Origin of the sequence: Streptomyces sp. NBC_01294 (assembly GCF_035917235.1) — a bacterium.
In the GTDB taxonomy this organism is placed as follows: domain Bacteria; phylum Actinomycetota; class Actinomycetes; order Streptomycetales; family Streptomycetaceae; genus Streptomyces; species Streptomyces caledonius.
Map to the genome: position 1 here is coordinate 4,807,420 of NZ_CP108423.1, position 22,363 is coordinate 4,829,782.

Annotated in this window: 20 protein-coding genes and 1 tRNA gene; 9 read left to right on the forward strand and 12 right to left on the reverse strand. The window is 72.2% G+C overall.

Annotated features, from left to right (window positions below; genetic code table 11):
• Positions 1 to 80: 80 nt before the first annotated feature.
• Together OG534_RS21850 and OG534_RS21855 are read left to right on the forward strand one after the other, a co-directional pair.
• Positions 81 to 938: a trans-aconitate 2-methyltransferase gene (locus tag OG534_RS21850; RefSeq protein WP_326589979.1), complete on the forward strand. Its 858-nt coding sequence runs from the start codon at positions 81 to 83 to the stop codon at positions 936 to 938.
• A 2-nt stretch (positions 939 to 940) separates the two neighbouring features.
• A complete protein-coding gene (locus OG534_RS21855; protein ID WP_326589980.1) occupies positions 941 to 1,351 on the forward strand; it encodes a VOC family protein in 411 nt (136 codons plus the stop codon).
• A 78-nt stretch (positions 1,352 to 1,429) separates the two neighbouring features.
• On the opposite strand, the gene OG534_RS21860 is transcribed toward OG534_RS21855, so the two are convergent.
• Positions 1,430 to 2,104: a TetR/AcrR family transcriptional regulator gene (locus OG534_RS21860; RefSeq protein WP_326589981.1), complete on the reverse strand. Its 675-nt coding sequence runs from the start codon at positions 2,102 to 2,104 to the stop codon at positions 1,430 to 1,432.
• Entirely contained in the window at positions 2,101 to 3,081 is a 981-nt protein-coding gene (locus OG534_RS21865) for an acyl-CoA desaturase (RefSeq protein ID WP_326589982.1), read from the reverse strand. The genes OG534_RS21860 and OG534_RS21865 overlap by 4 nt, the downstream gene beginning before the upstream one ends.
• Positions 3,082 to 3,432: 351 nt before the next feature.
• On the opposite strand from OG534_RS21865, the gene ppc reads away from it, so the two are divergent.
• Positions 3,433 to 6,195, forward strand: coding sequence for a phosphoenolpyruvate carboxylase (gene ppc, locus OG534_RS21870; RefSeq protein ID WP_326589985.1), 2,763 nt, complete (start codon positions 3,433 to 3,435; stop codon positions 6,193 to 6,195).
• Between the two features lie 76 nt (positions 6,196 to 6,271).
• On the opposite strand, the gene OG534_RS21875 is transcribed toward ppc, so the two are convergent.
• From OG534_RS21875 to OG534_RS21900, 6 genes are all read right to left on the reverse strand, one after another.
• Complete coding sequence (locus tag OG534_RS21875; RefSeq protein ID WP_326589986.1) at positions 6,272 to 7,042, reverse strand: LPXTG cell wall anchor domain-containing protein; 771 nt, start codon at positions 7,040 to 7,042, stop codon at positions 6,272 to 6,274.
• 176 nt (positions 7,043 to 7,218) lie between these two features.
• Positions 7,219 to 7,812 carry an aminoacyl-tRNA hydrolase gene (gene pth / locus OG534_RS21880; RefSeq protein ID WP_326589988.1) on the reverse strand — a complete coding sequence of 198 codons (594 nt, stop codon included), beginning with the start codon at positions 7,810 to 7,812 and terminating at the stop codon, positions 7,219 to 7,221.
• Positions 7,813 to 7,902: 90 nt separating this feature from the next.
• Entirely contained in the window at positions 7,903 to 8,487 is a 585-nt protein-coding gene (locus tag OG534_RS21885; RefSeq protein ID WP_326589989.1) for a 50S ribosomal protein L25/general stress protein Ctc, read from the reverse strand.
• A gap of 181 nt (positions 8,488 to 8,668) precedes the next feature.
• A complete protein-coding gene (locus OG534_RS21890; protein ID WP_326589991.1) occupies positions 8,669 to 9,646 on the reverse strand; it encodes a ribose-phosphate diphosphokinase in 978 nt (325 codons plus the stop codon).
• A gap of 133 nt (positions 9,647 to 9,779) precedes the next feature.
• Positions 9,780 to 11,225: a bifunctional UDP-N-acetylglucosamine diphosphorylase/glucosamine-1-phosphate N-acetyltransferase GlmU gene (glmU, locus tag OG534_RS21895; RefSeq protein ID WP_326589993.1), complete on the reverse strand. Its 1,446-nt coding sequence runs from the start codon at positions 11,223 to 11,225 to the stop codon at positions 9,780 to 9,782.
• Between the two features lie 110 nt (positions 11,226 to 11,335).
• A tRNA-Gln gene (locus tag OG534_RS21900) sits at positions 11,336 to 11,407 on the reverse strand.
• Between the two features lie 417 nt (positions 11,408 to 11,824).
• On the opposite strand from OG534_RS21900, the gene OG534_RS21905 reads away from it, so the two are divergent.
• On the forward strand, positions 11,825 to 13,093 hold the full coding sequence (locus tag OG534_RS21905) for a sensor histidine kinase (RefSeq protein WP_326589994.1): 1,269 nt from the start codon (positions 11,825 to 11,827) through the stop codon (positions 13,091 to 13,093).
• 2 nt (positions 13,094 to 13,095) lie between these two features.
• The gene (locus OG534_RS21910; protein ID WP_326589996.1) at positions 13,096 to 13,626 is read left to right on the forward strand and encodes a hypothetical protein; all 531 of its coding nucleotides are present in this window, start codon (positions 13,096 to 13,098) and stop codon (positions 13,624 to 13,626) included.
• Here the strand turns inward: OG534_RS21910 and OG534_RS21915 are convergent.
• Together OG534_RS21915 and OG534_RS21920 are read right to left on the reverse strand one after the other, a co-directional pair.
• Positions 13,623 to 14,132, reverse strand: a complete 510-nt coding sequence (locus OG534_RS21915) for an SUKH-3 domain-containing protein (protein ID WP_326589997.1) — start codon at positions 14,130 to 14,132, stop codon at positions 13,623 to 13,625. The genes OG534_RS21910 and OG534_RS21915 overlap by 4 nt on opposite strands.
• Positions 14,133 to 14,134: 2 nt before the next feature.
• The gene (locus OG534_RS21920) at positions 14,135 to 14,713 is read right to left on the reverse strand and encodes a YwqJ-related putative deaminase (protein ID WP_326589998.1); all 579 of its coding nucleotides are present in this window, start codon (positions 14,711 to 14,713) and stop codon (positions 14,135 to 14,137) included.
• Between the two features lie 230 nt (positions 14,714 to 14,943).
• On the opposite strand from OG534_RS21920, the gene OG534_RS21925 reads away from it, so the two are divergent.
• From OG534_RS21925 to OG534_RS21935, 3 genes are all read left to right on the forward strand, one after another.
• Positions 14,944 to 15,939: an SMI1/KNR4 family protein gene (locus OG534_RS21925; RefSeq protein ID WP_326589999.1), complete on the forward strand. Its 996-nt coding sequence runs from the start codon at positions 14,944 to 14,946 to the stop codon at positions 15,937 to 15,939.
• 7 nt (positions 15,940 to 15,946) lie between these two features.
• The gene (locus OG534_RS21930; protein WP_326590000.1) at positions 15,947 to 18,598 is read left to right on the forward strand and encodes an SUKH-4 family immunity protein; all 2,652 of its coding nucleotides are present in this window, start codon (positions 15,947 to 15,949) and stop codon (positions 18,596 to 18,598) included.
• 146 nt (positions 18,599 to 18,744) lie between these two features.
• Positions 18,745 to 19,605, forward strand: a complete 861-nt coding sequence (locus OG534_RS21935; RefSeq protein WP_326590002.1) for a cellulose-binding protein — start codon at positions 18,745 to 18,747, stop codon at positions 19,603 to 19,605.
• Positions 19,606 to 19,710: 105 nt separating this feature from the next.
• Here the strand turns inward: OG534_RS21935 and OG534_RS21940 are convergent, their stop codons facing one another.
• Entirely contained in the window at positions 19,711 to 20,607 is an 897-nt protein-coding gene (locus OG534_RS21940; RefSeq protein ID WP_326590004.1) for an alpha/beta fold hydrolase, read from the reverse strand.
• A gap of 81 nt (positions 20,608 to 20,688) precedes the next feature.
• Between OG534_RS21940 and OG534_RS21945 the strand changes: the two genes are divergently transcribed.
• On the forward strand, positions 20,689 to 21,270 hold the full coding sequence (locus OG534_RS21945) for a CGNR zinc finger domain-containing protein (RefSeq protein ID WP_326590005.1): 582 nt from the start codon (positions 20,689 to 20,691) through the stop codon (positions 21,268 to 21,270).
• Between the two features lie 216 nt (positions 21,271 to 21,486).
• Here OG534_RS21945 and OG534_RS21950 read toward each other — a convergent pair whose 3' ends face one another.
• Positions 21,487 to 22,329 carry a hypothetical protein gene (locus OG534_RS21950; protein WP_326590006.1) on the reverse strand — a complete coding sequence of 281 codons (843 nt, stop codon included), beginning with the start codon at positions 22,327 to 22,329 and terminating at the stop codon, positions 21,487 to 21,489.
• Positions 22,330 to 22,363 lie beyond the last annotated feature (34 nt).

A 22,363-nucleotide genomic window follows, 5' to 3' on the forward strand; every position in this document is an offset into this window, starting at 1 on the left:
TAAGTGAGGCGAGCATGGGGCATGGAGGGGGCCGGAACAGATTCCGCTTCCGACCGCCCCGCCAGCAGGGAGGCTCGAACATGTATTCCGATACCGCGCGCGCCGGGACCCCCACGTCCACCGCGCCGTCCGCCCCGACCTGGGATCCCCAGCAGTACCTCCGGCACTCCAGCCATCGCACACGCCCCTTCCTGGACCTCCTCACCCGCATACCCGAGCTCCCCCACCGCCCCGCCCGCATCGCCGACCTCGGCTGCGGCCCCGGCAACGTCACCGCGCTCCTCGCCGGCCGCTGGCCCGAGGCAGGCATCACCGGCTTCGACCTCTCCCCGGAGATGCTCCACCGCGCCACCGGCGAGTACGCCGGCCCCACCAAGGGCGGCGGCAGCCTCGACTTCCGCCACGGGGACCTTGCGACCTGGCTCCCCGAGGAGCCCTACGACCTGATCGTCTCCAACGCGGCCCTCCAGTGGGTCCCCGGCCACGCCGGCTCCTTCGGCGCCTGGATCAACGGCCTGCGCCCCGGCGGCACCTTCGCCTTCCAGATCCCCGGCAACTTCACCGCCCCCAGCCACGCCCTGCTCGCCGAACTCTGCGACACCCCGCGCTGGCGGCCCCGGCTCGCCGGCCACGGCGCCCGCTACATCCACCTGCTCGAACCCGCCGAATACCTTGCCCGGTTCACCGCGCTCGGCTGCGCCGCCGACGTCTGGGAGACCACCTACCACCAGATGCTCCAGGGTCCCGACCCCGTACTCGAGTGGGTCAAGGGCACCGCCCTGCGCCCCGTCCTGACCGCCCTCGGAGAAGACAAGGACGCCGCGGACGCCTTCCTCGGCGAATACCGAGACCGGCTGCGCGTGGCCTACCCGAGCGGGCCACGCGGCACCGTCTTCCCGTTCCGCCGCATCTTCGCCGTCGCCCGCAAGGAGGCCTGACCGTGCTGACCGCAGTCGACCACGTCCAACTCGCCGCGCCGCCGGACTCGGAGGACCGGCTCCGCGCCTTCTACACGCACGTCCTCGGCATGACCGAGATCCCCAAGCCGCCCGTGCTCCCCGCGCGCGGGGGCTGCTGGTTCGCCGCCGGGCCGGTGCAGCTGCACCTCGGCGTCGAGGAGGACTTCCGGCCCGCCCGCAAGGCCCACCCGGGACTGAGGGTGACCGGCATCGAGGCCTACGCGAACAGACTGGAGGAGCGGGGAGCCAAGGTCGTGTGGGACGACGCCCTCCCCGGTCACCGGCGCTTCTACTCCGAGGACCCCGTCGGCAACCGGCTCGAGTTCCTGGAGCGGCACAGCCCGGAACGGCACAGCCCGGGGGACCACAGCCCGGAGGACCGCGGCGCGTAGGACGACGCGCACACACGACGGCGCCCCGCCACCGGACCTCCGGTGACGGGGCGCCGTCGTGTGCGCGCGGAATGGGACTCAGCTCTTGCGGCGGCCCACCAGCTGTGGCTTCGACTCCAGCCTGTCCAGCCCGTGCCAGGCCAGGTTCACCAGGTGCGCGGCGACCTCGGCCTTCTTCGGCTTGCGGACGTCCAGCCACCACTGCCCCGTCAGCGCCACCATGCCCACCAACGCCTGCGCGTACAGCGGGGCCAGCTTGGGATCGAACCCCCGCGCCTTGAACTCCAGTCCCAGGATGTCCTCGACCTGCGTGGCGATGTCACTGATCAGCGAGGCGAACGTACCGGTCGACTGCGCGACGGGCGAGTCCCGCACGAGGATCCGGAAACCGTCCGTGTACGACTCGATGTAGTCCAGCAGCGCGAACGCCGCCTGCTCCAGCAGCTCCCGGGGATGCCCTGCCGTCAACGCGCCCGTCACCCCGTCCAGCAGCTGGCGCATCTCCCGGTCCACGACGACCGCGTACAGCCCCTCCTTGCCGCCGAAGTGCTCGTACACCACCGGCTTGGACACCCCGGCCTTCGCCGCGATCTCCTCCACCGACGTGCCTTCGAAGCCCTTCTCCGCGAACAGGGTCCGACCGATGTCCAGGAGTTGCTGACGGCGCTCCGCACCCGTCATCCGGACCCGGCGGCCGCGCCGGGGCTTGTCGCTGCTGGAATTACCGCCGTCGATCGCCACGCCCCCCATCATGCCGCTTTCGCGTCGCTTTCCCTGCGCCGGGCGTCGATGCGGGCGGCCGACGGCCACCGCACGTCCGTGGCCCAACCCAGCTGCTCGCACCAGCGGATCAGCCGTGCGCTGGAGTCGATCTGACCGCGCAGCACACCGTGCCGCGCCGACGTCGGGTCGGCGTGGTGCAGGTTGTGCCAGGACTCCCCGCACGACAGCACCGCCAGCCACCACACATTGCCGCTGCGGTCCCGGGACTTGAACGGACGCTTGCCGACCGCGTGGCAGATCGAATTGATCGACCAGGTCACGTGGTGCAGCAGCGCGACGCGCACCAGCGAACCCCAGAAGAACGCCGTGAACGCGCCCCACCAGGACATCGTCACCAGACCGCCCACCAGCGGCGGGATCGCCAGCGAGAACATCGTCCAGTAGATGAAGTCGCGCGAGATGCGGCGGATCGCCGGATCCTTGATCAGGTCGGGGGCGTACTTCTGCTGATCGGTCTGCTCCTCGTCGAAGAGCCAGCCGATGTGCGCCCACCACAGCCCCTTCATCAGCGCCGGCAGCGTCTCCCCGAATCGCCACGGCGAATGCGGGTCACCCTCGTGGTCCGAGAACTTGTGGTGCTTGCGGTGGTCCGCCACCCAGCGCACCAGCGGCCCCTCCACCGCCATCGAGCCCATCACGGCCAGGACGATCCGCAGCGGCCGCTTCGCCTTGAAGGAACCGTGCGTGAAGTAGCGGTGGAAACCGATGGTGATCCCGTGGCAGGCCAGGAAGTACATGAACACCATCAGGCCCAGGTCCAGCCAGCTCACCCCCCAGCCCCAGGCCAGCGGCACCGCCGCCAGCAGGGCCACGAAGGGAACGGTGATGAACAGCAGCAGGGCGATCTGCTCGATGGACCGCTTGTTCTCGCCGCCGAGAGTGGCGGACGGTTCGGATGTGTCGGAGGGCGTAGCTGCACCCTCGATCAGATCGGGACTGGTGGTCATGGTGTCCCCTGGGGGGTGAGAGAAGTAGACGGGCTCCCGGTCATGGACCCTACGGACCCGTAACCTACGGCATCGTAAGTATGGCAAAACAGGGTCCCGAGGCAAGAGGAGCGCGGCCGGGCGCCGCAGTGCGCCCCGGCGGCCCACGCGCCGTCTGGTGAGACGTTTGCCCAGGCACACGCCTCGGACACCTATCCTGGTCACGTCGGACAGCGCGGTCCGCACGGGCAGCCCGAGCTGCGCACCAGGAGCGGAGATCCCCCCCCGGAACCAAGTCCGGGAGCGGCATCACCGCGCACGGCCGGCAGCCCACCGCCCAGTAGCGCTCGAACACTGCAAGGAGCCGCACCTGTGAGCAGTGCTGACCAGGCCCCCCAGGGCCAGGCCCCCGTCACCCCGGCCGCCACCGCCAACGCGGAGCTGCGCGCCGACATCCGCCGCCTCGGCGACCTCCTCGGGGAGACCCTCGTACGCCAGGAGGGCCAGGACCTCCTCAACCTCGTCGAACGCGTACGCGCCCTGACGCGGACCGACGGCGAAGCCGCCGCCGCCCTGCTCGGCGACACCGACCTGGAGACCGCCGCCAAGCTGGTGCGTGCCTTCTCCACTTACTTCCACCTCGCCAACGTCACCGAGCAGGTGCACCGCGGCAAGGAACTGCGCGCCCACCGTGCCGCCGAAGGCGGGCTCCTCGCCCGTACCGCCGACATGCTGAAGGACGCCGACCCCGAACACCTGCGCGAGACGGTCAAGAACCTCAACGTCCGCCCCGTCTTCACCGCACACCCCACCGAGGCGGCCCGCCGCAGCGTCCTCAACAAGCTGCGCCGCATCGCCGCCCTCCTCGAAGAGCCCGTCACCGGCGCCGGCGACCGCCGCCGCCACGACCTGCGCCTCGCCGAGAACATCGACCTCGTCTGGCAGACCGACGAACTGCGCGTGGTCCGCCCCGAGCCCGCCGACGAGGCCCGCAACGCCATCTACTACCTCGACGAACTCCACGCCGGCGCCGTCGGCGACGTCCTGGAGGACCTCGCCGCCGAGCTCCAGCGCGTCGGCGTCGAGCTGCCCGCCGGAACCCGCCCGCTGACCTTCGGCACCTGGATCGGCGGCGACCGCGACGGCAACCCCAACGTCACCCCCGAGGTCACCCGCGACGTGCTGATCCTCCAGCACGAGCACGGCATCACCGACGCCCTCGAACTCGTCGACTTCCTGCGCGGACTCCTCTCCAACTCCATCCGCTACACCGGGGCCACCGAGGAACTCCTCGCCTCCCTCCAGGCCGACCTGGAGCGCCTCCCCGAGATCAGCCCGCGCTACAAGCGGCTGAACGCCGAGGAGCCGTACCGCCTCAAGGCCACCTGCATCCGGCAGAAGCTCGTCAACACCCGTCGGCGCCTCGCCAAGGGCACCCCCCACGAGGAAGGCCGCGACTACCTCGGCACCGCCGAGCTGCTCACCGACCTCACCCTCATCCAGACCTCCCTGCGCGAGCACCGCGGCGCCCTCTTCGCCGACGGCCGCATGGACCGCACCATCCGCACCCTGGCCGCCTTCGGCCTCCAGCTCGCCACCATGGACGTACGCGAACACGCCGACGCCCACCACCACGCCCTCGGCCAGCTCTTCGACCGGCTCGGCGAGGAATCCTGGCGCTACGCCGACATGCCGCGCGACTACCGGCAGAAGCTCCTGGCCAAGGAACTCCGCTCCCGCCGCCCGCTGGCCCCCACCCCGGCCCCCCTCGACGCCGCCGGAGCCAAGACCCTCGGCGTCTTCGGCGCCATCAAGGACGCCTTCGAGAAGTTCGGCCCCGAAGTCGTCGAGTCCTACATCATCTCGATGTGCCAGGGCGCCGACGACGTCTTCGCCGCCGCCGTCCTCGCCCGCGAGGCCGGCCTCATCGACCTCCACGGCGGCTGGGCCAAGATCGGCATCGTGCCGCTCCTGGAGACCACCGACGAGCTGCGCGCCGCCGACGTCATCCTCGACGAGATGCTCGCCGACCCCTCCTACCGGCGCCTCGTCTCCCTGCGCGGCGACGTCCAGGAGGTCATGCTCGGCTACTCCGACTCCTCCAAGTTCGGCGGCATCACCACCAGCCAGTGGGAGATCCACCGCGCCCAGCGCCGGCTGCGCGACGTCGCGCACCGCTACGGCGTCCGCCTGCGCCTCTTCCACGGCCGCGGCGGCACCGTCGGCCGCGGCGGCGGCCCCTCCCACGACGCGATCCTCGCCCAGCCCTGGGGCACCCTCGAAGGCGAGATCAAGGTCACCGAACAGGGCGAGGTCATCTCCGACAAGTACCTCGTCCCGTCCCTGGCCCGCGAGAACCTCGAACTGACCGTCGCGGCCACCCTGCAGGCCTCGGCCCTGCACACCGCGCCCCGCCAGTCCGACGAGGCCCTCGCCCGCTGGGACGCGGCCATGGACATCGTCTCCGACGCCGCGCACGACGCCTACCGCGCGCTCGTCGAGGACCCGGACCTGCCGGCGTACTTCTTCGCCGCCACCCCCGTCGACCAGCTCGCCGACCTCCACCTCGGCTCCCGGCCCTCCCGCCGCCCCGACTCCGGCGCCGGCCTCGACGGCCTGCGCGCCATCCCGTGGGTCTTCGGCTGGACCCAGTCCCGCCAGATCGTCCCCGGCTGGTACGGCGTCGGCTCGGGCCTCAAGGCCCTGCGCGAGTCCGGCCACGCCGACGCCCTCACCGAAATGGGCGCCCGCTGGCACTTCTTCCGCAACTTCCTGTCCAACGTCGAAATGACCCTGGCCAAGACCGACCTGCGGATCGCCCGCCACTACGTCGACACCCTCGTGCCCGAGCACCTCAAGCACGTCTTCACCCGCATCGAGGCCGAACACGAGCTCACCGTCCGCGAGGTCCTGCGCATCACCGGCGGCGACACCCTCCTGGGCTCCAACCCCGTGCTCCAGCAGACCTTCGCCGTACGCGACGCCTACCTCGACCCCATCTCCTACCTCCAGGTCTCCCTCCTCGCCCGCCAGCGCGCGGCCGCAGCCCGAGGCGAGACCCCCGACCCCCTGCTCGCCCGAGCCCTCCTGCTCACCGTCAACGGCGTCGCCGCGGGCCTGCGCAACACCGGCTGACAGACCGCCGTACGAACGACAGGGCCCCCGCACCTTCGTGGTGCGGGGGCCCCGTCGTGTCACGGACCTACGGGACTCAGCCCTCGGCGCCGGCCTTGCGGCGGCGGACCACCAGCACGGCACCGGCGGCGATCAGCGCGGCGGCCATCGTGGCCAGCAGCCCGATCGGCGCGTCGGAACCGGTCTTCGCCAGGTCGCCCCCGCCCGTCGAACCACCGGTGGCGGCGGTCGAACCGGTCGGGGCCGGGGAGGAGGCCGAGCCGGACGGCTGCGTGCTGCCGGACGGCGACGTGCTCGACGAGGCCGACGCGGAGGTGCTGGCCGAAGCCGACGCGGAGGTGCTGGCCGAAGCCGACGCGGACGTGCTGGCCGAAGCCGACGCCGAGGTCGAGGCCGACGGCGAGGCCGAAGTCGACTGCGACGGGCTCGGCGACGCGGTCGCCGTGGACGGGCAGGTGTGCGACAGGTTGAACCACTCCACCGAGCCGCCCACCACCTCGGCGGAGGCCGCCGTGAGCTTGGCCCCCGGCACCGAGGCCACGTAGGCGTGCTTGTCGGACGGCGGGCCGAACACGGTGACGACCTGCTGGCCACCCGGCTCGAAGGTCACCGTCAGCTTCTTGAAGGTCGTGGAGTTGCCCGGCAGCACGAAGTGCCAGCCGTCCTGGGACGACGGTATCGACGCACACTTGGCCTGGTTCTCCACGCCCTGCGAGGTGGCGGTGAGAGGGAGGGCCTGGTGCACCGGAACGGTGTACGAGTCGGTCGCGAAAGCGGGAGCGCCCGCCGCGAGTACGAGCGATGCCGCGACCGGGAGGGCGGTCGTTGCCCAACGGAGTCTGTGCATGGGCATGGTGGTACCTCTGATGACGCTGGGAGGAATGGGCCGGTTGGGGGGGGGCGGCGGCTCAGCATGCTGAGGGCCGCCCGGCCCGGTCAAGAGGTATGCATCAGCATTCGTACAGAGTTGGCCCCTCGTGGATCGTTTGTCTGAAGTAACGATCCGTGAACAAGGCCGAGTCCTCAGGAGTTGTACGTCGACTGGGCACGCTCCAGACCCTCCTGGATCAGGCACTCCACCGCATCCGCCGCCCGGTCCACGAACCAGTCCAGCTCCTTGCGCTCCGTCGAGGAGAAGTCCTTCAGCACGAAGTCCGCGACCTGCATCCGGCCCGGCGGCCGGCCGATGCCGCACCGCACCCGGTGGTAGTCCGCACCCATCGACTTCGTCATCGACTTCAGCCCGTTGTGGCCGTTGTCCCCACCGCCCAGCTTCAGGCGCAGCGTCGGGTAGTCGATGTCCAGCTCGTCGTGAACCGCCACGATCCGGTCCAGCGGCACCTTGTAGAAGTCGCGCAACGCCGTCACCGGGCCGCCCGACAGGTTCATGAACGTCATCGGCTTGGCCAGCACCACCCGCCGGTTCGCCGGCCCCGGCGGGCCCATGCGTCCCTCGACGACCTGCGCCCGCGCCTTGTGCGCCTTGAACTTCCCGCCGATCCGCTCCGCCAGCAGGTCCGCCACCATGAACCCGATGTTGTGGCGGTTGCCCGCGTACTCCGGCCCGGGATTCCCCAGACCGACGATCAACCACGGCGCCGCCGCGTCGTCCGACATCACACGCTCCTTAAACGAGACGACCGCCGTCCCGCTCCAGTGGAGCCGGACGGCGGTCGGTCAGCAACTGCTGAGAGGAAAGGGCGAGGCTCAGGCCTCGGTGCCCTCGGCGGCCTCGGCGGTCGGCTCCTCGGCCTGCGGGGCGACGACCTGCAGGACGGCGATGTCACCGTCGACGGCCAGCGTGGTGCCGGCCGGCAGGACCAGGTCCTTGGCGTGGATGGTGGCGCCGGCCTCGAGGCCCGCGATCGAGACGGTGACCTCGGTCGGGATGTGCGTGGCCTCGGCCTCGACGGAGATGGTGTTCTGGAGGGTCTCCAGCATGTTGCCGCCGACGGCCAGGTCGCCCTCGGTGACGATCGCGACGTCGACGGTGACCTTCTCGCCCTTCTTGACGATCAGGAAGTCGACGTGGGAGATCGAACGCTTCAGCGGGTGCTTCTGCACGGCCTTCGGGATGACCAGCTCGGTGCCGGCGCCCGCGATGTCCAGGGAGATCAGGACGTTCGGGGTGCGCAGCGCCAGCTGCAGCGCGTGGGCGTCGACGCTGACGTGCTTCGGGTCGGTGCCGTGGCCGTAGATGACGGCGGGGGTCAGGGCGTCACGACGCGCCTGACGGGCAGAGCCCTTGCCGAACGTGTCGCGGACCTTCGCGGAAAGCTTGACCTCGGACATGCTCACTCCTCGTGGGGTGACGGAAATGGACGAAAGTCACCCGGCCGGAACGGCCTGCTACGAAGAGCGCGTCGATAACGGAGCATCCGTACCGGAAACAGGTACGGCCTCCCTCGCCGAGCAACTCATGGAGTGTACCCGGCAGGGGAGGCCGTACCAAAAAGGATCTACCGCGGAGCGATTACTGCTGCTCCTCGAAGAGGCTCGTGACCGAACCGTCCTCGAAGACCTCGCGCACCGCACGCGCGATCATCGGGGCGATCGACAGCACCGTGATCTTGTCGAGCTCCAGGTCCGACGGATCCGGCAGCGTGTTCGTGAACACGAACTCGCTGACCTTGGAGTTCTTCAGACGGTCGGCGGCCGGGCCCGACAGGATGCCGTGCGTGGCCGTCACGATGACGTCCTCGGCGCCGTGCGCGAACAGCGCGTCGGCCGCGGCGCAGATCGTGCCACCGGTGTCGATCATGTCGTCGACCAGGACGCAGACGCGGCCCCGGACCTCACCGACGACCTCGTGGACCGTCACCTGGTTGGCGACGTCCTTGTCGCGGCGCTTGTGCACGATCGCCAGCGGCGCGTCCAGACGGTCGCACCAGCGGTCCGCGACGCGCACGCGCCCGGCGTCCGGGGAGACGATCGTCAGCTTGGTGCGGTCCACCTTGGCGCCGACGTAGTCCGCGAGGACCGACAGGGCCGACAGGTGGTCCACCGGACCGTCGAAGAAGCCCTGGATCTGGTCGGTGTGCAGGTCCACCGTGAGGATGCGGTCCGCACCCGCGGTCCGCAGCAGGTCCGCCACCAGACGCGCCGAGATCGGCTCGCGGCCCTTGTGCTTCTTGTCCTGGCGGGCGTACCCGTAGGACGGGACGATCACGGTGATGGAGCGTGCCGACGCGCGCTTCAGCGCGTCGATCATGATCAGCTGCTCCATGATCCACTTGTTGATCGGAGCCGTGTGGCTCTGGATCAGGAAGCAGTCCGCGCCACGAGCCGACTCCTGGAAGCGAACGTAGATCTCACCGTTCGCGAAGTCGAAAGCCTTGGTCGGCACGAGGCCGACTCCCAGCTGGTGCGCGACCTCCTCGGCCAGCTCGGGGTGGGCGCGGCCGGAGAAGAGCATCAGCTTCTTCTCGCCGGTCGTCTTGATCCCGGTCACAGCACTGTCTCCTCAGACGTGTTGAAGCTGCTCGCCCCCATGTGCGTCCGTCCCGCACACGGTGAGCCAGCCGAATTGCGTGCACGTATCACGGTACGCCGTCGCGGGCGTACCTGTTTCCGGTCAGTTCACCTCAGTGGCCCTCGGCGTCCTCCGAGGCCGCCGACTGCGCCGCCGTGGCAGCGGCACTTCCCGGACGCTTGCGAGCCACCCAGCCCTCGATATTCCGCTGCTGGCCACGGGCCACGGCCAGCGCACCGGGCGGCACATCCTTCGTGATCACCGATCCGGCAGCCGTGTAGGCGCCGTCCCCGATCGTGACCGGCGCCACAAACATGTTGTCCGAGCCCGTCTTACAGTGCGAGCCGACGGTCGTGTGGTGCTTGTGCTCGCCGTCGTAGTTCACGAAGACGCTCGCGGCACCGATGTTCGTGTACTCGCCGATCGTCGCGTCGCCCACGTACGACAGGTGCGGCACCTTCGTGCCCTCGCCGATCGTCGCGTTCTTCATCTCGACGTACGTGCCGGCCTTCGCCTTCACACCCAGGTTCGTGCCGGGACGCAGGTACGCGAACGGCCCCACGGTCGCCTGCGCACCCACGACCGCGCCCTCCGCGACCGTGTTGTCCACGCGGGCGCCCACGCCCACGTGCGTGTCCTTCAGCCGGGTGTTGGGACCGACCTCGGCCCGCTCGGCGATGTGCGTGGTGCCCAGCAGCTGCGTGCCGGGGTGGACGATCGCGTCCTGCCCGAAGGTGACGGTCACGTCGACGAACGTGCCGGCCGGGTCGACGACCGTGACGCCCGCGAGCATGGCCTGCTCCAGCAGGCGCGCGTTCAGCAGGGCGCGGGCCTCGGCGAGCTGGACGCGGTTGTTGATCCCGAGGATCTGGCGGTGGTCGCTGCCGACGGCCGCGCCGACGCGGTGCCCGGACTCGCGCAGGATGCCGAGGACGTCGGTGAGGTACTCCTCGCCCTGGCTGTTGTCGGTGCGGACCTTGCCGAGCGCGTCGGCCAGCAGGGCGCCGTCGAACGCGAACACACCCGAGTTGATCTCACGGATCGCACGCTGGGCGTCGGTGGCGTCCTTGTGCTCGACGATGGCCGTCACGGCGCCGCCGGCGTCCCGGACGATGCGCCCGTAGCCGGTGGAGTCCGGCACCTCGGCGGTGAGCACGGTGACGGCGTTGCCGTCGGCGGCGTGCGTCTGCGCGAGCCGGCCCAGGGTCTCCCCGGTCAGCAGCGGGGTGTCGCCGCAGACGACGATCACGGTGCCGTCGACGGTCCCGCCGAGCTCTTCGAGGGCCATGCGGACGGCGTGCCCGGTGCCGTTCTGCTCGTACTGGACGGCGGTGCGGACGCCGGCGTCGATGCCGGCGAGGTGCGCGGTGACCTGCTCCCGGGCGTGCCCGACGACCACGACGAGGTGGTCGGGGTCCAGCTCGCGGGAGGCGGCGACGACGTGACCGACGAGCGAGCGCCCGCAGATCTCGTGCAGAACCTTGGGAGTGGCCGACTTCATGCGGGTGCCTTCACCCGCTGCGAGTACGACGACGGCTGCCGGGCGGTTGGCGCTCACGGGTGTGCCCTTCGGCTTCGGGGGTGGACCCGTGAAGGATACCGGGGCCCCAGTGCCCCCAAACGAACGCGGGTCCAGACCGTGACGGTCAGGACCCGAACTTGATTGAGCTCCCCCGCCAGGACTCGAACCCGGACATAAGGCACCAAAAGCCTCAGTGCTGCCAATTACACCACAGGGGACCGTTGTCAACTAAACCGGACATTACGCCTTCGCGGTCGGATCGACGGCACCTACTATGCCGCACCACCAGCCCTCAACGCGACGGTAAAGATCGGCGCCTTGGAGGACGCGCACCGAGAGGCGGTCGTTGTGCGTGTCGCCCGTCTTCTTGCGGTTCGTGCGCGGGTTGTGACGCTTGAGCGTGTCTTGCCGAAATGGGAGGCGCCGAGTCCCGCGACCTCCCTCCATTGCTGCTCGGCGCGCGCGTCTCCTCGTCCCCGGCCTTCCGGCGCGCGTGGGCCTCATTTCGCCAATGGCGTCCGGAATGCGGGATTCAGGTCTCGGTGGCCGGACCTTTCAGTCGTGCGTGCGATTACCGCCGGGTTGCTGGAATTTTGATCGGGTCTGTGCTGAGGGCCGCCCTTACGCTGGACGGCATGACCAGTACGGGGGAAGTGGAAGGCCGCGCTGGGCCGCCTTTGTGGTGGGTGCGGCGGCGGGATGCCGTGGGGGACGTGGTGCTCGGCGGGGTGTCCGCCGTCGAGTGCGCCTGGGAGGGTGTGGCCTTCGCCGGGGAGGCGGGGGTGCCGACCGCGGTCGGGGTGCTGTTCGGTTTCGTGGTGGGGGCCACGCTCGTGCTGCGCCGGCGGTGGCCGATCGCCGTGGTGCTCGTGGGGATCGCCGTGTCGCCGGCCGCGATGGGGCTCCTGCTCGCGGTGGTCGGGATGTACACGCTGGCCTCGTCCGAGGTGCCGCGGCGGATCACGGCCACGCTGGCCTCGATGTCGCTGGCCGCGACCTTCGTCGTGATGTACCTGCGGACCCGGGGCGACGTCGAGGCCGACCCCACGCTCGTGGTGGTGCTGTCCGGGTTCGTGGCGGTGGCGCTGACCGTGCCGCCGGTGCTGTTCGGGCTGTACATCGGGGCGCGGCGGCGGCTGATGGAGAGCCTGCAGGAGCGGGCGGACTCGCTGGAGCGGGAGCTGTCGCTGCTGGCGGACCGGGCGGAGGAGCGGGCCGAGTGGGCCCGTACCGAGGAGCGGACGCGGATCGCGCGGGAGATGCACGACGTGGTCGCGCACCGGGTGTCGCTGATGGTGGTGCACGCGGCCGCGCTGGAGGCGGTGGCGGTGAAGGATCCGGCGCGGGCGGCGAAGAACGCGGCGCTGGTGGGGGACATGGGGCGGCAGGCGCTGACGGAGTTGCGGGAGATGCTCGGCGTGCTCCGGGCGGCGCCCAAGCCGGCCGTGGTGGATCCCGTGCCGGCCGTGGCCGTCGCGGCGGTGGCGCTCGCGGTGGGTGCGGAGGACGGGCCCTCGCTCGACGCGCTGCAGGTGCTGGTCGGGCAGTCGCGGGCGGCCGGGATGACCGTGGAGATGCTGGTGCACGGTGAGGGGGCGGCGTACGCGGCGGAGATCGAGCAGACCGCGTACCGCGTGGTGCAGGAGGCGCTCACCAACTGCCACAAGCACGCCCCGGGTGCGCGGGTCGTGGTGCGGCTCGCGCACCGGTCGGGTGAGGTCGCCATGCAGGTGGAGAACGGCCCGTGCGACGGCAAGGCCACCGAGCCGGGGCTCCCCAGCGGGGGGAACGGGCTCGTCGGGATGCGGGAGCGGGTGCTGGGGCTGGGCGGGGTGTTCGTGTCCGGGCCGACGGACGCGGGGGGCTTCCGGGTGTCGGCGGTACTTCCGAGTGAGCGGGGGTAGCGATGGGCTGGGATCCGGTGGGGGAACTGACGGACGAGGACCAGAAGCTGTTCGGGGGGCGCTGGGAGGAGCGGCTGTGGCTGAACGTGCCCGGGCCGTTCTACACGGCAGAGACGGACACCTGCTGGACCGGGCGGCTCCACGCGCCGGACAACGTGCTCTACGCGGCCGGGTGCGAGAGCGTCGAGTACGTGTTCCGGCAGCCGCGCGATCCCCGCGAGGTGCGGAACGTGGTGGCCGCGGCGAACGAGGAGTCCTTCGGGGAGTACGCCTGCGACGGGGACCTTCGGTGGACCCCGCCGGCGGTGCGGCAGTGGTGGGCTGAGCGCGCCCGGGTCGCTGAGCACATGGTGGGGGCGCTGGCGGAGTTCGGGCGCGGCCGCGACCGCTACGAGGATGACGCCGTGCTCGGGGTGCTGGACTTCCAGGCGTACCTGGCCGACGGGCTTGCCGCCGACCTGCGGGCGTACCTGTTCCGGCTGGAGGAGGGGCGGTACCCGGAAGCCGGCGAGCGGCTTCCGGAACTCGGCTAGGCCGTGGTCAGGCGGGTGGGCTGGAGGCCGGTGAGGAGGAGGGTGAGGGCCTCGTCGATGGTGGGGCCCAGGTACCAGTCGCCGGTGTGGTCGATGCCGTAGACGCGGCCTTCGCGGTCGAGGGCGAGGTGGGAGCCCGCGTCGGCCTCGACGCCGAGGGGGCAGAGCTGGGTGGAGAGGGCTCGGCCCAGGTCGGCGAAGGTGCGCGCGAGGTGGAGTCCGGTGAGGGGGTCGAGCCGGACGGGGGTGGGGGCGATCTGTCGGCCGGGTCCGGGGGCGGTGATCGTGAGGCCGCCGAATTCGGCCCAGGCCTCGACGGCGGCGGGGAAGACGGTGTGCCGGTGGCCGGCGGGGGTGGTGTGGTCCCGCAGGGCGTCGGCCCAGTACTCGGCCTGCTTGATGTCCCAGCGGCCGGGTTCCCAGCCGGCGGTGCGCAGGGCGGAGTCCACGGCGACCGGGAAGCGGGTGGCCGAGGAGCGGTCGTACGAGGCTGAGGTGGTGGTCATGGCTACTCGGATGGGGTGAGGTCGACGGAGCGTACGCCGAAGTGGGCGAGGAGGGCGTCGCAGGAGCGGCAGGGGGGTGCGTAGCTGCCGTGGAGGGGGTCGCCGTCCTCGCGGATGCGCCGGGCGGTGATCTTCGCGTGTTTGAGGGAGCGGCGGGCTTCGCCGGCGGAGAGGGGTTTGCGGGAGGCGCGCCGGGAGCGGGCTCCTTCGACGGCGGCCAGGTGGCGGGAGATCAGGATCGCTTCGGGACATCGGCCGGTGAAACGTTCGCGCTGGCCGCTCGTGAGGGTGTCGAGGAAGTCCTGTACGAGGGGGTGGAGCACGGGGGGTTGGTCGGCCTTGCCGGCGGTGCCGGTGAGGGTCTCGCCGCGTACGGAGAGGGCGGCGGCGATGGTGGGGAGGATGCCGTCGCGGCGGAAGCGCAGGACGGGCGCGGTGGGGCGGCCGTCGGTGCTGCTCCAGCGCAGGCGGGGGTCGCCTGCGGGACCGGTCGCTTCGCCGGCCGGGCCTGCGGCTGCCGGCGTGCCTGGTGCTTCCGGAGCGGTGTCGCCCGGTTCTGTGCGTGTTGCCGTGTGGTGCATGGTCGCGCTTTCCCTCCCGTGGCGGCGGTGGTGACCGCTGTCGCGCACGCCCCCGTGCTGCGGGGACAGCCTGCCAAATGTCACCTGTCATGCGGAAGCGGGGTCGAATATTCGTATCAATTCGGATGTTCCTGGCCCTCGGGTAGGTGCGCAGGTCGTGGGCGGGTGAGGCTCTTGCCCCAGCGCATAGGCTGTGGTGAACCAGCCAGATCCAGCAGGGGGCTACCGCCATGACGACAGGTCGGCTCGGGCAGCAGGCCGCGCCACCCAACGCCGCTTACTCGGGGCAGGTCGTGCATTTCCCGGACCCGGTCCGGGCCGCTCGGCATCCCCACGGGGTGCGGATGGACGGCAACGGGCATCCGGACTTCTCCGCGTACGCGCGCGCGGCGGTGGAGATCGCCGAACCGCCGGAGGGCTTCGGCGTGGACGAGCTGCGGCTGACGGACTACGTGTCCGCGAACGCCGCGATGAAGGCCGCAGGGCACGAGTTGTGGGACACCGTCGGGCCGGTGGCGACGCCGCACGGCTGGACGTGGCACCACGTGGCGGGTTCGCGGCGCATGGAGCTGGTCCCGGTCGAGGTGAAGGCGCTGCTGCGGCATCACGCGGGGCTGGTGACGGCTCCGGTGGATCACGACAAGCGTGGGACGCGGCCGTTGCAGGAGGTGCGTCCGGCGCACCTGGGGCTGCCGAAGTCGGTGGTGTCGGTCGCCGAGGAGCAGGTTCAGGGTGTCGAGGAGGACCTCGGGTACCGGCTGCCGGAGGCGTACCGCTCGTTCCTGAAGGCCGCGGGTGGCTGCGCTCCGGTGGGCGCGGGCCTGGACGTGGACCTGGGTCTGCTGGTGGACCAGCCGTTCTTCACGGTGCGTGAGGAGGCGGCGATCAATGACCTGGTGTACGTCAACAAGTGTCTGCGGGACCACCTGACGAAGGATTACCTGTGCGTGGCCTTCGTGCAGGGCGGGCTGCTCGCCCTGAAGGTGAAGGGCGAGGGCATCGGCTCGGTGTGGTTCTCCCCGTACGACGACGCGCGCGACCGGGACGGCTGGTCGGTGCAGGAGCGCGTGGAGCGGTTGTTGCTGCCGTGCGGTGCTGATTTCGACGCCTTTCTGGAGCGACTGGCGGGGAACCCGCCGGAGCTGGAGACGGTGGCCGGTCTGATGGTGGACGGCGGATTCGCGCGGTCGGTTCCCGTGGCGCGGTCCGGTTCGGATGAGGGGTGACGGCGCGATGGTGACTTTTGCGCAGGCGCAGGAGCGCGCCGAGGAGTGGATCAACGGGGACGTGCCCGCGTACCAGCACCGGGAGGTGCGCGTACGGGAGTTCGGGCTCGGGTTCGTGGTGTGGGCGGAGGACCGTGCGGCGGGTCCGGTGTCGGGTGGTGGGCGGCAGCGGCTGGTCATCGCGCGGGACAGCGGTGAGGTGACGCTGTGGCCGGGGCTGCCGGTGGGCGAGGTGATCCGCCGGTACGAGGAGGAGTACGGGGCGGTGGCTGCGGCCGCTGCTTCGGAGGCTTCGGTTCCGCCGCCGCGGATCGACTCGGAGCAGACGTCGTTCATGCTCAGTCCCCCGGAGTGGTTGCAGGAGGCCGCGGACCGGGCGGGGATTCCGCCCGCTTCGTCTCGGGTCTCGGGTGCGTCGGGTGGCGGGGCGGGGGCCGGGGCCGCGGCTCCCGTCGATGTCCCGTCCGCTCCCGCTCCCTCTCCCTCTTCCGTTCCCGCGTCTGCGCCTGTGGCGGCTTCGGCGCCCGTGGACGCGGTGCCGCTGCGGCGCGGGGGCGAGATCCCGTACGAGCCGACGGCCAACGACGGGGTGCCGGCGGCCGTGGCTCCGGCCGCGGCCGCGGTGCCGACCGGGTCCACGCCGTGGGCGGGGACCGATGTGAACTCCGGTGCGGACGACGTGTCCGTGCCGTTGCCGGCGACCGTGTTCGCGCCGCCGCTGTCCGGGTCGGACCTGGAGGACGCGCCGTCGTCCGGGACGGCTTCGGAGGCGAAGACCACGCTGATGGCGGGCGGCAGCCAGCTGCCGAGGACCGCGGTCGTGCCCGCGCTGGGTGCGTCGGCGAGTGACATCGCGGACGCGCCGACGAGCAAGGCCCAGGTCTCCCGTCCGGGTGGCTCCGCCGGTCAGCCGTCGACGCCTCCCGGTCCGCCCGGTGCGCCTGGCGCGCCCGGTGCGGGTGCTTCCGCCGGTGGTGCGGGGGGTTCGGGTGCGGGTCGGCAGCCGACGCCTCCTGGTCCGCCCGGTGCTCCCGGTGCGGGTGGTTCGGCCGGTGGCGGGGCGCATTACGCCGCCACGATGCTGGCCGGTCCCGGTGTCCCGCAGCCGCCCGGCCCGCCCGGCGCGCCCGGTGCGGGTCAGCCGCCGGCGCCTCCGGGTCCGCCCGGTGCTCCGGGTGCGGGTGCGCCCCAGCCTCCCGGTCCTCCCGGTCCGCCGGGGGCTCCCGGTTCGCTCGGCCGCGGGATCGACCATGCCGCGACGATGCTGGCGGGCCCGGCCGTGACGGGTCAGCCGCCGGCGCCTCCGGGTCCGCCCGGTGCTCCGGGTGCGGGTGCGCCCCAGCCTCCCGGTCCTCCCGGTCCGCCGGGGGCTCCCGGTTCGCTCGGCCGCGGGATCGACCATGCGGCCACGATGCTGGCGGGTCCCGCCGTGACGGGTCAGCCGCCGACGCCGCCCGGTCCGCCCGGGGCCCCCGGTGGCGGCGCCCCTCACGCCGCGACGATGCTCGCGGGTCCCGGCGTACCGCAGCCGCCCGGTCCGCCCGGTGCTCCTGGAGCGCCCGGCGGCGGGATCGACCATGCCGCGACGATGCTGGCCGGCCCCGCCGTGGGTCAGCCGCCCGCGCCCCCCGGCCCGCCGCCGGGCGGACCCGTGGCGCAGCAGCCCCCGGTCCCGACCGGCGCGCCGACGGTCGGCCCCGGCTACCAGGCGGTGCTGCGCTACCGCGCGCCCGACGGCTCCGAGCAGCAGCTCATCCGCCGCTCGGCGCCCGGTACCCCGCACCCGGAGTGGCAGATCCTGCACGAGCTGCGCGCGATGAACGTGCCGCCGCAGCAGGTGCTGGAGCTGCACACGGAGCTGGAGTCCTGTGAGCTGCCCGGCGGTTACTGCGCCCGGATGATCCGGGAGACGTGGCCGCAGGTGCGGATCACCAGCGTGGCCCCGTACGGCAAGGAGCATGCGGGCCGTCAGCAGGGCATGCGGCACCTGCTCACCCATCAGGGCGAGCTGCACCAGGTGGCGGACGGTCCGGCGCGCCCGGCGCCGGTTCGGGCGCCGCTGCCGCAGGTCCCGCTGCAGCCGGCGATCCCGCTGGATGCCATCGCGCAGGAGCTCGCCGGGGCGTTCGGTCCGCAGGGTGTGTTCCGTTTCGACCAGCGGGCGGTGTCCCGTCAGGGTGTGCCGGAGATCGTGGCGCAGACGCTGATGTGGTCGGGCCTGCCGGTCGATTTCGGGCCGTTCTTCTGGGCGCAGGCGGTGCCGGGTCAACCGGTGCCGACGCTGGCCGAGATGGCGGCGCAGCGGCAGGTGCAGCCGGCTTCGGACGCGGGCTCGTACCTCGTCGTCGGAAGCGACTTCGGCAAGGCGCTGTGCGTGCAGTACGGGACCGCGCACATCGTGGCGGTGCCGGTGGAAGGCGGTCCGGGGGGCGCTCCGGTGCCGCCGCAGTTCGTGAATTCGAGCCTGCCGCAGTTCGTGCGGTCCCTGGCGATGCTGGGTCACATGTGGCGGCTGCGGCAGCATCTGACGCCGGAGCAGGCGGGCCGCTGGACGGTCGATTTCCAGGCGAATCTGGCCGGGCTCGACAGTGCGGCCCTGTCGTCGCCGGAGAGCTGGTGGTCGGTGCTGCTGGAGCAGATGTGGGACGGACTGCTGTGACGTCGGCCTGAACGAGTGATCGGCGCAGTGGCCGGGTCGGGACCCTGGAACGGGGTCTCGGCCCGGCCATTCGGGCTTCTGGGATCAAATGGCGCATCCTTGACGGGAATCCCCGGGAGAGAGGCGCATCCAGGATGAGTGCACCCATGGCGACCGTGCGCGGTCGCGGCTACCGCATGGAAGAGGTCGACCGGTATCTCGCCCGGCTCTCCCGGAGCCGTGACGAGGCCTGGGAGCGGGTGGCGCGGCTGACGGTCCTGGCCAAGCAGATGGAGGCGGATGCGGCGCGGCTGCGCGAGGCGGTGTCGGCGCTGGCCCCGCAGGCGTACGACGAGCTGAGCGAGCGGGCCCGCCGGATCCTGCTGCTGGCGGAGGAGGAGGCGGACGCCCTGCGGATGGAGGCGCGGGCGGACGCGTCGGCGACGCTGGGTGCGGCCGAGGCGCGTGCGGACCGGGCGGCGGATCTGGCGCGGGGCGACGCGGAGGCGGTGCGCGAGCAGACGGAGGTACGGGCCCGGCAGGGGCTGCTGCGGGCGCAGCGGGAGGCCGACGACGTACGGGCGCAGGCGCGGCAGGACGCGGCGGGGTGGCGTGCGGAGGCGGCGGCTGCGCTGGCGCAGACGCGGCGGCGGGCGGAGGCGGCGCTGGCGGAGCGCGAGCAGGAGCAGGCGGAGCGCTGGGAGACGGCGGAGCGGGAGCTGGTGGCGCGCGAGGCGGAGCTGGAGGCGCGTCACGCGGAGCTGGATCGGCACGCGGAGGGGCGTCTGGCGGAGGCCCGGCGCGGGTTCGCGGAGGCGGAGGAGTCGGCGCGGCACGGGCAGGAGGACGCGGAGGCGCGGGCGGCGGAGCTGCTTGCGGAGGCGCGGGTGGCGGAGGAGCGGGCCGGGCGGGAGACGGAGCGGATCCTGCGGGAGCACGCGGAGTCGCAGGAGGAGATGCGGGCCCACATGAATCATGTCCGGTCCAGCCTGGCGGCGCTGACGGGGCGTGCGCCTGCGGAGGGCTGACCCCGCGCCCGCGCCTCAAGCGCCGGCGGGGCTGAACAGACCGCCTCAAGCGCCGGCGGGGCTGAACAGACCGCCTCAAACGCCGGCGGGGCTGAACAGACCGCCTCAAACGCCGGCGGGGCTGAAAGGTCGCAGCTCGCGGAGGAAGTCCTCGATCAGTGGGGCGATTTCCGGGAGGTGGGTCTCCAGGGCGAAGTGGCCCGCGCCCTCGAAGACGTGTACGTCGGCGTCGGGGGCGTCCCGCAGGTACGCCTTCGCGCCCGCCGGCGTGAAGAAGGGGTCGCCCGCGCCCCAGACGACCAGCACCGGGATCCGCGCGCCGCGCAGCCATGCCTGCCAGGCGGGGTAGTGGGTGAGGTTCGAGGCGTAGTCGAAGGCCAGGTCGGCCTGGGCGTCGGCGCGGCCGGGCAGGCCGAGGTGGTGGACGTCGAGGGTCCAGTGGTCGGGGGAGACCAGGCTGGTGTCGGCGACGCCGGTCTCGTACTGGAAGCGGGTGCCCTGCGGGGTGAACAGGCCGCGGACCTGCTCCTCGTTGCCCGGGACCTCGCGCCGCAGTCCGGCGAACGCGCGGGCCGCATCCGAGAGGCCCTCGTCGTAGGCGTTGCCGTTCTGGACGATCAGGCCGGTGACCCGCTCCGGGCGGCGCGCGGCGAGCCGCAGTCCGACGGGAGCGCCGAAGTCGAAGACGTACAGGGCGTAGCGCTCCAGGGCGAGGGCGTCGGTGAAGCCCTCCACGATGTCGGCGAGCCGGTCGAAGGTGTACGTGAATCCGGCGGGGGCCTCGGTGTGGCCGAAGCCCGGGTAGTCGGGGGCGATCAGGCGGTACGGGGTGTCGCCGAGGGCGTCCATCAGGCGGGCGAACTGGTGGGAGGCGGTGGGAAAGCCGTGCAGGAGCAGGAGCACGGGTCCGTCGGCGGGGCCGCTCTCGCGGTAGGCGACGCGGACCCCGTCCACGTCGACGGTGCGGTGCCGGATGGTGGGAATGGTGCGGCGAGCGGTCATCACATGCCTCCCGTGTCCTTGATTCCATTAGTTTCCCCGGTGATCGCTAATGGGTCAAGTGGTTGCAGTAGCATTAGCGGCGTGACAGTGACCTTCCCGCTCACCGGTGAGCCCCTCGCGCTGGACCTCCTCAACACCCGCACCGCCGAGGGTGACCTCGTCGCCGACCCGGCGGGGCTCGCGGCCTGGCTGGCCGAGCCGGCGCAGGCCGGGCGGCTGACCCCGCTCGGCGCGGTCGGCGCGGCCGAGGTGGCCGCCGTACTGGCCGTACGGGAGGCCGCGCGCCCGGCGCTCGCCGCCGCGCGCAGCGGTGAGCGGCCCCCGGCCGAGGCGCTGCGCGTGCTGAACGGGGCGCTGTCCGCGGCGCCGTCCCACCGCGTGCTGGACTGGACGCGGGAGGGCGGCCTGACCGCTGCCGCGCACCGGCCGGCCGACCCGGCCCGGCGGCTCGCGGCGGAACTGGCCGAGGCGGTCGCGGAGCTCCTGACCGGCCCGAAGGTGGGGGAGGTGCGGGAGTGCGAGGCCCACGACTGCGTCCTGCTCTTCCTGCCGGCGCACCCCCGCCGCCGCTGGTGCGTGGCATCGGTCTGCGGCAACCGGGCCCGCGTCGCCCGCTACTACGCCCGCCACAAGGGCGGGCTCGCTCCGCAGGAGACAGCCTGAGCAGGGGAGCGGGCCGGTTGCGCCGGGGCCGGACGCGCGCCGGGGCGTCTCCTCGGGCGCCGAACGTGCGGGGCGTCGGAGGGTGCGGAGTGGTTTCGTTCGGCGCCCTGCGGGGACGCCCCGGCACGCACCCGTCCCCGTCACGACCGGCGCGCAGGGTGCCCTGCGGGGGTCGTCAGTCCGTCCCCGTCGCCATGCCCCGGGTGCAGGACAGGATCAGGGCGTGTCTCTCGGGCGTTGCGCCGGCAGAGCCGCAGGCTCGTACCTGTACGGGTCGCTGCGCAGGCCCCGGGCCGTGACCACCACCGTGAACGGGGGCCTCGCCGTGTCCGGAAGGGTGGCCGTCAGGGCGCCCGTCGGGTCGGCGGTGGCGGGTAGGGCGGTGTCGTCCACCGTGAGGTGGGCGTCGGTGAAGCCGCCGCCCTCGACCGTCAGCCGCCCGTGGTCCGCCGAGACGTTCGTGATCACCGGGTTCGGGCGGACGGCGATCTTGTTCACCAGGTACGCACCCGCCGGGGCCCCCGTCAGGGCCCACATCTCGGCGGGCAGGCGCGGGAGGCCCGTGCCCACGTCCGCGAGGAAGAACAGCACCACGTACAGCATGGTGACGGCGCTGAGCGCGACGTACTGGAGGTCGACCAGGTCGGTGCGCCCGCTGTCGTTCGCGATCAGCTCCCGCAGCGGCCGCCGCCCCGACTCCGTCGGCTTCGCGGCGGGCTTGGCCAGGCTGCCGTTCGCCACGCGCAGGCCGACGACCGTCTTCGCCGCGATCAGCGCCACGTACGGGCCGCCGAGCAGCGGCAGGTACACCGTGGTCAGGGTGGACAGCGGGCCGTCGGTGCCCCGGAAGTACGCGACTCCGCCGCCCGCGGTGAGCCCGTAGCCGAGGATCGCGAGGAGCAGCCAGACCAGGATCACCGTCCAGGCCAGGGCGAGCGCGGTCGAGGTGGACAGGCGGCCGTCGCGGCCGGTGATGAAGGCCGGGCGGCGGTGGAGCCGCAGGCAGATCGGGCCGGCCAGTGCGGCCAGTAACGCCAGTGCGCAGAGTGCGGATGCCATGCGTGGTCCCCCCGGAAACGGTCCTGGCACGAGG

What these genes read in the sequence shown, in the direction of transcription:
- OG534_RS21850 (WP_326589979.1), top strand. Translation starts at nt 81, where the DNA reads ATGTATTCCGATACCGCGCGCGCCGGGACCCCCACGTCCACCGCGCCG.
- OG534_RS21860 (WP_326589981.1), bottom strand. Translation starts at nt 2,104, where the DNA reads ATGATGGGGGGCGTGGCGATCGACGGCGGTAATTCCAGCAGCGACAAG.
- OG534_RS21865 (WP_326589982.1), bottom strand. Translation starts at nt 3,081, where the DNA reads ATGACCACCAGTCCCGATCTGATCGAGGGTGCAGCTACGCCCTCCGAC.
- OG534_RS21875 (WP_326589986.1), bottom strand. Translation starts at nt 7,042, where the DNA reads ATGCACAGACTCCGTTGGGCAACGACCGCCCTCCCGGTCGCGGCATCG.
- pth (WP_326589988.1), bottom strand. Translation starts at nt 7,812, where the DNA reads ATGTCGGACGACGCGGCGGCGCCGTGGTTGATCGTCGGTCTGGGGAAT.
- OG534_RS21885 (WP_326589989.1), bottom strand. Translation starts at nt 8,487, where the DNA reads ATGTCCGAGGTCAAGCTTTCCGCGAAGGTCCGCGACACGTTCGGCAAG.
- OG534_RS21905 (WP_326589994.1), top strand. Translation starts at nt 11,825, where the DNA reads ATGACCAGTACGGGGGAAGTGGAAGGCCGCGCTGGGCCGCCTTTGTGG.
- OG534_RS21910 (WP_326589996.1), top strand. Translation starts at nt 13,096, where the DNA reads ATGGGCTGGGATCCGGTGGGGGAACTGACGGACGAGGACCAGAAGCTG.
- OG534_RS21915 (WP_326589997.1), bottom strand. Translation starts at nt 14,132, where the DNA reads ATGACCACCACCTCAGCCTCGTACGACCGCTCCTCGGCCACCCGCTTC.
- OG534_RS21920 (WP_326589998.1), bottom strand. Translation starts at nt 14,713, where the DNA reads ATGCACCACACGGCAACACGCACAGAACCGGGCGACACCGCTCCGGAA.
- OG534_RS21925 (WP_326589999.1), top strand. Translation starts at nt 14,944, where the DNA reads ATGACGACAGGTCGGCTCGGGCAGCAGGCCGCGCCACCCAACGCCGCT.
- OG534_RS21930 (WP_326590000.1), top strand. Translation starts at nt 15,947, where the DNA reads ATGGTGACTTTTGCGCAGGCGCAGGAGCGCGCCGAGGAGTGGATCAAC.
- OG534_RS21935 (WP_326590002.1), top strand. Translation starts at nt 18,745, where the DNA reads ATGGCGACCGTGCGCGGTCGCGGCTACCGCATGGAAGAGGTCGACCGG.
- OG534_RS21940 (WP_326590004.1), bottom strand. Translation starts at nt 20,607, where the DNA reads ATGACCGCTCGCCGCACCATTCCCACCATCCGGCACCGCACCGTCGAC.
- OG534_RS21950 (WP_326590006.1), bottom strand. Translation starts at nt 22,329, where the DNA reads ATGGCATCCGCACTCTGCGCACTGGCGTTACTGGCCGCACTGGCCGGC.